Source organism: Acaryochloris sp. IP29b_bin.137 (genome assembly GCF_028285745.1).
In the GTDB taxonomy this organism is placed as follows: Bacteria; Cyanobacteriota; Cyanobacteriia; order Thermosynechococcales; family Thermosynechococcaceae; genus Acaryochloris.
In genome coordinates, this window is record NZ_JANQOP010000312.1 from 1 (window position 1) to 6,983 (window position 6,983).

The following is a 6,983-nucleotide window of genomic DNA, read 5'->3' on the forward strand; positions in this document are numbered from 1 at the left end:
TATTTCTTGGGCACAGATTATTGCCAAGGTTGCCAACTTAGGCGCGATACACCCTAGACAAGCATCTGAAAATCTTTAACCGTTTGGCGAAGGTATTGCTACATAGGCCGTTATTGATGCCATTGCCCACCAACGGAAATGAGGCCCATGCTTCAGCAATAGGCCCATCCAAGGGATGTAAGCCCAATGTATTTTGGAAAAAAGATCAAAATTTCCTTTTTCGCGTACGAAAGGCAAGGACGTTACCCACATCGTCAGTAGCAGGACTATAAGCAGCAATCCAGTGAAGTTTGGTCCAGAAACAGATTTGAGTTGAAAACCTAGATTAACTAAACTGTAATTGCCAAGATGGGCCACAGTGTGAATGACAGCTAGGAAAAAGATTGTATGTCCAATGATCTTGTGAAATTCAATATGCTCATCGATTGGCAAATAATCATTCAGCTTGGTTTTGCGCAACCGAGTCATCAAACCTCGCATAATGGGGATCAGTATTAGAGCACTGCTAAAGTTGAGGGCTAGTCCACAGCCACGTGCTACTCGCAACCAGAGTGTTCCGGAATTGTATTTTGGACTTGTGGAAGCATTAAAGAACAAGAAAACATTAACAGCAAAGTACAGTAAGAGAAATAAGAGCTTGCCCCAATTATTTTGTAGATAATGCCATCGCTTTACCCCATTCTCTTGCGACAAACTACTAGCTGAGTTGAATGTAATAGGGCTCTTGAGCCATTCCTCAGGGTTAACAGAGAGTACTTTTTGTAAGCGAGGAGATTGATTCAGGAGTTTCTTGAATTCTTTTAATGAAATTTCATCATCTTGATTGGTATCTGCCTTCTCAAACAAAATATCTCGCAATTGCTGAAGCTTCTCAGTTGGCAGATCCAGATTTGCCTCTCTTAGGCTAGCTCGAATAAACTTTGCGAGTTCTTGCCGATCAATGTAACCATCATCATTACCATCATGCAGTTGAAACGCAAATTCTAGCTTTTCAGTCTTGGCTCGATGGATTCCTAGCTGGAACTCTTGAAAATTAACGCCTTGAGTATGGTCCACGTCAAATATGTGGAACAATCGCTCACTTATGTACTTATTGCTTAGCTTTAAGGCGTTTTGAAATTCTTCAAGGTCTAGCTTTCGATCATCTCCCGCAAACTTTAGGAATTGGTCTTCTAAATCCTTAAAGTTGCTCATCGTATCTCTACCTAATCACTAAGTTGGGTGTTATAGAGTTGGGTGTTATAGAGCAGATATAAGCGCTCAAACTTGGGGCATTAGATCAAAATCTATCGTGCTACCGAAATAGGTTGTCTCAGCCCCGTCAAGAAAACGAACAATCATAAGGTTCAAAGCAGCAAGTGGATGTCCTTTCAGTAAGCACAAACCTGCTGAAAATTCACAACTTTGCTCCAGTACCAACGATTAGTTATCTGTCAGTTGGACAGATAATACGCATTTTTCCCTCACCATCAACAATAGTAAGGCAGGAGCTTTCTATGACATCTGAATGACGGCATTGAGAAGAGTGAATCCACCCTCAAGCTAAACTCTACTGGAGGGCATTCTTAAAATCTTTGGGGCCTTGATAGTTGGAATACTGAGCCAAGTCTTGCAGCGATTGTTGTCCTGAGTAATATTGATCCCCTATTTTCCAGGTGGGAAAACCGGCGTCTCGGCCAATAATCGGTCGCAATTTCTCGCTGGCTTTTGTCAATTCAGTTTGACATAACTCTAGCTGGGGGCTGGGGCCTTCCGGCGCACATTCAACATAGGGCATTTCAGAGATGGCTTGGATGCCAAACAGCTTTTTCTGATCCGCACAATGGGGGCACCAAAATGCACCAAACATTTTGGCGTCGATTTGCTTTAGATGTTTGGCCAGCTCAATTTCAGCTTCACCCGATGTGTCGGTGACGGTGAAGAACACTTGGCCTGTTGCGGATTTCAACTGGTACTCGGTTGCGTCATTGGCTGTGACGGGCCTATCAATTTGTGAGTAGATGCCCAAGGTGCCAACTAGGGTGATGACCGATACAATAATACCCGTGAATAAAAGTTGACCCACGTCTTCCCAAGAACGCCCCAGAATGGTGAGAAGAAACATCAGTGTTGCAAACGCTGCTGAGGCAATGCAGTAGATGCAAATGGCCCCTGCGCCATAAGGAACGACGAACTTAGAAAACATGATGTACATCAGGTACCAACTGAAAAACATCATGGCGGTTGCTCCCATAAATAGAAGGAACCAAGTGATGTTGTCAGCAGTCGTTCGCATCTCCTTATTGTCGCTACTGATAGCCAGGGGGACGAGGGCAAAAATTGCCATTGCAACATAAGCCAAGAGACCAAACAATGCCAGCGGCTGCCCCAAAATAGTGGCATAAGGACTAGACAGGACCAGATCGCATCCTTGAGTTGGGCAGGCTGCTTCTCCTCCGGCTAGTTTGGTGGCCGCCAAATATCCTGTATTCGTAGCTCCCAAAACAGCAATAGCGCCAATCAATGGTCGTGACCAGCGATGTAACCAGGAAGTCTTCGTGCGACGGCGTGGCATAGATGATCCCTAAGGTTGATAGTGATAGACGTAAGACTCATTTATCTTAGACCATAACCCTGAGAACTTCTTGAGCAGAAGATCCCTAATCCGTTGACAATAAAGGGAATGGTTGCAGTAGCGGTCTTGATGATGACAACTTTTCAGTGGTTTACGATTGCCAACGTGTTTGTGCTGCCCTTCTGGGCATTAATGATTATTCTGCCCCAATGGGATTGGACCCGTCGCATTCTCACCTCCTATTTGCCTTTTGTGGGCTTAGCGCTCTTATATACTGCCCTATTTGCTGTAGTCCTTACTCCTGAATCTGCCAAGGTCTTAGCGAATCCCACCCTTGCTGATATTGCCCAGTTGTTTGGCCAAGAACAGGTAGCAGCAGCCTGGGTTCATTTTTTGGTGATGGATTTGTTTGTCGGACGATGGATTTACTGGGAAGGCCAGCGCACAGGCGCCTGGACCAGCCACTCGTTAGTGTTATGTCTATTGGTTGGCCCCATTGGTCTGCTGTCCCATATTATGACGGCTGCCGTCTTTGAGCGTTTTTCTTCTACTGAGACGGTTATGGCGGCTGAGGACTAGGAATGTCTATAGCAACGATTCGTGCGGCCAAGCAGGATGACATCTCTGCGTTATTTGCGTTGATTCTTGAACTCGCCCAATACGAGCACTTAGAAGATGCAGTCACTGGTAATCAAGAGGCGTTAAGGGAACATCTATTTGGCGACCCTCCATATATCGAAGCGCTAGTGGCTGAAATGGATCAGCAGATCGTGGGCTATGCAATGTTTTTCACCAGCTATTCGACGTTTTTAACGCAACCGGGGCTGTACTTGGAGGATTTGTATGTGCAAGAACACCATCGGGGGCGGGGAATTGGTAAGGCGCTGTTAAAATGCGTGGCAAAACTAGTGTCAGAGCGGAATTATGGCCGTTTGGAATGGAGTGTATTGGATTGGAATGAATCTGCGATCGCATTCTATGAAACACTAGGGGCAATCGTGCTTCCCGACTGGCGAATCTGTCGAGTCACAGGGACTGCGCTCATCACCCTAGCCTCAGGATAGTGTTATGACCTTCACAACCGATTCCCTTGATGGGTCTCAACTCCTTCAACAACTCCTAGAGGGTCAGTCCCTGACCCAAGCGCAAGCCTCTCAACTGATGCAGGGCTGGCTCCAAGAGACCGTCCCTCCCGTCGTGTCGGGAGCGATTTTGGCAGCCTTGCAAGCGAAAGGAGTATCTGCGAATGAGCTATCTGGGATGGCGACCGTGTTGCTCCAGCAATCGGTCGAATCAGCAGTGGCAATGCCCACCCCCTTGATTGATACCTGTGGGACCGGAGGAGATGGCGCTTCGACCTTCAATATCTCGACGGCCGTGGCCTTTACGGCCGCTGCTGCTGGGATCCCCGTCGCTAAGCATGGTAACCGCTCTGCCTCAAGTCGGGTTGGATCGGCGGATGTCTTAGAAGCGTTGGGAATCAATCTAGCAGCTCCGCCAGCAAAAATTCAGGCTGCTGTCGCAGAGGTGGGGATTACATTTTTGTTCGCTCCCGGTTGGCACCCCGCCATGAAAGCAGTGGTGCCGCTACGCAAAACCCTAAAAGTACGGACTATCTTCAATCTGTTAGGACCGCTGGTTAATCCCCTCCGGCCCACGGGGCAAGTGCTCGGCGTATACGATCCAGCATTGCTCCATCCCCTAGCAACGGCGTTAAAAACCTTAGGCGTGCAGCGAGCGGTGGTCCTCCACGGGCGCGAAAAACTGGATGAAGCCGGATTAGGCAATCTGACAGATATGGCTGTCTTAAATAATCAGCAGGTGAGCCAAGATATTCTAGAGCCAGAAGAATTAGGACTAACTTCGGCCCCGCTGACGGCCCTAAAAGGCGGTGGTGTAGACGAAAATGCCGCTATTCTACAAGCGGTACTCCAAGGTAACGGCACCTCTGCCCAAACGGATGTTGTGGCCCTGAATACAGCATTAGCCTTATTTGTCGGTCATGCTGTAGAGACCTATGCTGAGGGGGTGACCCAAGCCAAAGCCATTCTGGCGAGTGGCGCAGCTTGGCAAAAGTTACAAGAATTAGTGGCCTTTTTACAGCAGTCTTAAGTTGAGGTCGAGGCACAATCTGGGGACTGTGCCAGAATAAAGGTCATGCATTGTCATTTCGTTTGAGATCGTGATTGAGGTCGAAGTCCACCGCCAACTCCATGCTTTCTTGCGGGATCAGGGTTCTGATCAATGGCCTCATCACCTCACCATTGCTCGCCTCGTCGCTCGAGCCTTTCGTCTCAAGCGCAGTGCTCTGATTCAAATTAGTGCGGCGGCAAAACACCAGGGGCTTTATCGACTGAGCTATTTAGCGCCCCTGATGATTTGGCGAGAAGCCGTCATCTTGGTGGCCCCTCTAGCGGTCCAGCAACAACTGCTCCAGGCCGAGATGCCCCATCTCCATGACTGGATGCAGATCAATAAGCCAATTCTGGCCTCCAACGGTTGGCCGGGTAGCCACTTTAAGGGCGTATTGCTGGTGACTCCAGAGGTATGGCTTCAGGACTATCTCACCCAGTCCTATCAATTTCCCACAGATATTCCTACTCTGGTTGATGATGCCGACCAAATTGAAACCTGGGCTCGGCAGCAGCTTACCCTGTCGTTATCTCCGCCAGACTGGGAGCAGCTGATTTGGTGCTACCCGCCGCTGCTAGCGCTGATTCGTGAAACCCGCGTCAAGCTGACTCGAGCCCTCTTCCAGCATCCAGAAAATCCTTACGGCCACACCTTAATTGAGCAGAAAGAGCGCCAAATTCTGGCTCAGCTCCATCAGGCGATTTTGGCCCATGGCATATCCCTTAGTCCACCCCCATGGCAGCAGTTCTGGCAAGCCTATCGATCAAGTCATCACCTTCTCTGGAGTAGCCTCAACCGTGAGAATGGGGCCTTCTCGCTGCACTGCGCCCCCAACGAGGTCAATCGAGCCCTCAAAGGTCTGTGGTCGCGGCAGCCCGTCGTGCTGATAGGCAATAGTTTTGATCTTGAATCGGGGGCGAAGCTATTTCGCCAGCAGTTGGGCCTGGAAGAAATGACCTATGTGCAATTTGCAGCGAATCGGGACGCAGAAGCCATTCAGCTGTATCTCCCAGATGGCCTGCCCATGCCTAATACGCCCTCGTTTCAGGGGGCACTACTGCAGCAGCTACATCTGCTGATGGTGGCGAAGGCTCAACTGGGTGGACCCACGGTTATTATTATTGAAGACACCCCGATGCAGCGGCAGATAGCCACGGCGATGGCCTCGGAGTTTGGCTCTCGGGTGCAGGTGGAAACGCCCGATTTGAATGCAGAAACCATTTTGATTTCGGGGTGGGGCTATTGGTTGCGTTATCAAGCCACCCTGCCGATTCCTAAGGTGCTGGTGGTGGCCACCCTGCCGATTCCCTCCCTTGAGGATCCGCGGGTGGCGGGCCGAGTAGCCTACTATAAGCAGCATCGCCAAGACTGGTTTCGCCTGTACCTGTTACCGACTGCCCTGCGAACGCTACAAACTGCGATCGCACCCATTCGCTGCAATCAAGGTATCGTAGCTTTATTCGATAATCGTGTCTTGCATCGTAGCTATGGTCAACAAGTCTTAACGGCGCTGAGCCCTTATTCGCGCATTAACTACCTAGATGACCGTTTATTTGCAACGACATCCACATCGGGTCAGCAGCGGCTTTAGACAACCGGGCCGTATCTTAAATCAGGATGATCTCTCTTTAATCCCACCCCAATTTATCGATAAGATTTAATTAGTACTGCATGCAACTTTAGTTATCTAGATTGGGGAAACGCAATGGGAGAAGCAAAACGTCGTCAGGAAGCCTTAGGGGACAATTATGGCAAAGAGCCCAAAATGGGCTCATGGTTCCCGTTGACTAAGAGTCAGCTTCAGAAAATCTATGACCTGGTCATGAAGGGAAGCTGGGTAGGTGTATTTCTCGTCTTGCTATCCTGGTTAGTTGTGCGGTTTATTGGTCCGTCCTTTGGGTGGTGGGAGCTAGTTCCCAAAGAGGGCTTGTAAGCTCTGAATTGAACAGGCTGCTGGGCTGATCCGGCTGAAGCGACGCCCCTGCAGAGCTGACGAGCTAACTCCCATGCAGCCACTCCGCTCTAAACCATGATATGGTTAGTGATCGCTGAGCTTTCATAATATTGCTAACCTGAAGGTCAACGGCGAAAAGTTCAAAGCGGCGGCATAGCCAAGTGGTAAGGCAGGGGCCTGCAAAGCCTTTATCCCCAGTTCGAATCTGGGTGCCGCCTTTAGACAAAATAACCGCTAGAAGCAAATCAATAACCTCCGGTAAAACCGGAGGTTTGGAAAGAACCCCTGAAAGGGGGTCAGGGGGTGAGACCTCAGCTCTCTAAAAGGCTCAACTGCTCCTGT

General features: G+C 49.2%; 7 protein-coding genes and 1 tRNA gene. 6 read left to right on the plus strand and 2 right to left on the minus strand.

What is annotated here, in order from left to right; genetic code table 11:
- Positions 1 to 75: 75 nt before the first annotated feature.
- The gene (locus tag Q0991_RS21600) at positions 76 to 1,194 is read right to left on the minus strand and encodes an EF-hand domain-containing protein (protein WP_299492466.1); all 1,119 of its coding nucleotides are present in this window, start codon (positions 1,192 to 1,194) and stop codon (positions 76 to 78) included.
- 355 nt (positions 1,195 to 1,549) lie between these two features.
- Positions 1,550 to 2,554, minus strand: coding sequence for a vitamin K epoxide reductase family protein (locus tag Q0991_RS21605; protein WP_299492468.1), 1,005 nt, complete (start codon positions 2,552 to 2,554; stop codon positions 1,550 to 1,552).
- 132 nt (positions 2,555 to 2,686) lie between these two features.
- Here Q0991_RS21605 and Q0991_RS21610 point away from each other — a divergent pair, with 132 nt between their 5' ends.
- The 6 genes from Q0991_RS21610 to Q0991_RS21635 all read left to right on the plus strand — a co-directional run bounded on the left by Q0991_RS21610 (position 2,687) and on the right by Q0991_RS21635 (position 6,859).
- Entirely contained in the window at positions 2,687 to 3,133 is a 447-nt protein-coding gene (locus Q0991_RS21610; RefSeq protein WP_299492476.1) for an ABA4-like family protein, read from the plus strand.
- A 2-nt stretch (positions 3,134 to 3,135) separates the two neighbouring features.
- Positions 3,136 to 3,618 (plus strand): GNAT family N-acetyltransferase, encoded by a 483-nt coding sequence (locus Q0991_RS21615; protein WP_366525033.1) that lies wholly within the window; start codon positions 3,136 to 3,138, stop codon positions 3,616 to 3,618.
- A 4-nt stretch (positions 3,619 to 3,622) separates the two neighbouring features.
- The gene (trpD, locus tag Q0991_RS21620; RefSeq protein ID WP_299492470.1) at positions 3,623 to 4,666 is read left to right on the plus strand and encodes an anthranilate phosphoribosyltransferase; all 1,044 of its coding nucleotides are present in this window, start codon (positions 3,623 to 3,625) and stop codon (positions 4,664 to 4,666) included.
- 70 nt (positions 4,667 to 4,736) lie between these two features.
- Complete coding sequence (locus Q0991_RS21625; protein ID WP_299492472.1) at positions 4,737 to 6,278, plus strand: helicase C-terminal domain-containing protein; 1,542 nt, start codon at positions 4,737 to 4,739, stop codon at positions 6,276 to 6,278.
- A gap of 114 nt (positions 6,279 to 6,392) precedes the next feature.
- Positions 6,393 to 6,620 (plus strand): DUF2839 domain-containing protein, encoded by a 228-nt coding sequence (locus tag Q0991_RS21630; protein ID WP_299492474.1) that lies wholly within the window; start codon positions 6,393 to 6,395, stop codon positions 6,618 to 6,620.
- Between the two features lie 168 nt (positions 6,621 to 6,788).
- Positions 6,789 to 6,859, plus strand: a tRNA-Cys gene (locus tag Q0991_RS21635).
- Positions 6,860 to 6,983 lie beyond the last annotated feature (124 nt).

Excerpts from the sequence above, each read along its gene's own strand:
- Q0991_RS21610 (WP_299492476.1), top strand. The coding sequence starts at position 2,687 with ATGACAACTTTTCAGTGGTTTACGATTGCCAACGTGTTTGTGCTGCCC.
- Q0991_RS21605 (WP_299492468.1), bottom strand. The coding sequence starts at position 2,554 with ATGCCACGCCGTCGCACGAAGACTTCCTGGTTACATCGCTGGTCACGA.
- Q0991_RS21600 (WP_299492466.1), bottom strand. The coding sequence starts at position 1,194 with ATGAGCAACTTTAAGGATTTAGAAGACCAATTCCTAAAGTTTGCGGGA.
- Q0991_RS21630 (WP_299492474.1), top strand. The coding sequence starts at position 6,393 with ATGGGAGAAGCAAAACGTCGTCAGGAAGCCTTAGGGGACAATTATGGC.
- Q0991_RS21615 (WP_366525033.1), top strand. The coding sequence starts at position 3,136 with ATGTCTATAGCAACGATTCGTGCGGCCAAGCAGGATGACATCTCTGCG.
- trpD (WP_299492470.1), top strand. The coding sequence starts at position 3,623 with ATGACCTTCACAACCGATTCCCTTGATGGGTCTCAACTCCTTCAACAA.